We start from the raw sequence: 811 nt of genomic DNA on the forward strand, positions 1-811 counted from the left end.
GCGCTGGCAAGGACTGCCATGCCGACGTGCTGCTTGAGCTTGCCAACGCAGATGAACCGAAAGGAAAGAGCGATGAACGATAAGCCAGAAGCCGTGCGGATGATGCTTGTTCCCGAACACCCCACCTATGAGCAACTTGCCAAAATGTCCGGTCCTTGGTGCTGCACAGTGGAAGAAATGGCTGAGAGTTGGGCGGAACTTCTGGACAACATCGAAGCCACCCCACAGCCAGACGCATCCGCGCTGGTGGAGGTCTTAAAAGCGATCCGGGAACTTTGCCCGGAAGTGACAGGCGATACGTCATCAGCCAGCTTGGCGGGCCTACTGTTCAACATCGAGACGCGATGTGACGCAGCCCTCACCGCATGGGAGGCACAGCATGGATAAGACAGCGGAGATCGCGGCCTTGCCCAACGTGATCGGATATCTGGTCAAACTCGCTGATTGGGCAGCGGGCGAAGGGATCTGCCAGATCGAGGGCATTGCTGATCCTGACCAGTGGCTAACTGAAATGTGGGCCACGATTGGGGTGCTTGGCGAAGAATACACCCCCGAGGCGCTTATTGCCGCCATCCTACAGGAGCAGAGCAATGCAGATTGAACAGATCGACAGGGATGCGGCGGCGGATTATCTCGAAGCACGGGGGGAACGCGCCCTTGCCTTGCGTGCTCGGAATGTTGGCGGGACGCTTGCGGAAGCCTTCGCCCGCCACCGCATCTCAGCCCTATCCGCCCGCCCTGCTAGCAATTACGTGATGGTGCGAGAGATCGAAACGGTGACTGGCGACTTTTGCACCGAGCCGGGCGAGCC

At 59.1% G+C, this 811-nt stretch carries 3 protein-coding genes; all 3 read left to right on the forward strand.

What is annotated here, in order from left to right:
• Positions 1 to 387: hypothetical protein (locus tag AX735_RS09220; protein ID WP_231750076.1), on the forward strand; the 387-nt coding region annotated here is incomplete at its 5' end.
• Positions 380 to 601: a hypothetical protein gene (locus AX735_RS09225; protein ID WP_066278937.1), complete on the forward strand. Its 222-nt coding sequence runs from the start codon at positions 380 to 382 to the stop codon at positions 599 to 601. The genes AX735_RS09220 and AX735_RS09225, both read left to right, overlap by 8 nt.
• On the forward strand, positions 591 to 811 hold a 221-nt coding region (locus tag AX735_RS24985; RefSeq protein ID WP_156447454.1), incomplete at its 3' end, for a hypothetical protein. The genes AX735_RS09225 and AX735_RS24985, both read left to right, overlap by 11 nt.

The organism is Blastomonas sp. CCH1-A6 (assembly GCF_001556365.1).
Taxonomy (GTDB): domain Bacteria; phylum Pseudomonadota; class Alphaproteobacteria; order Sphingomonadales; family Sphingomonadaceae; genus Blastomonas; species Blastomonas ursincola.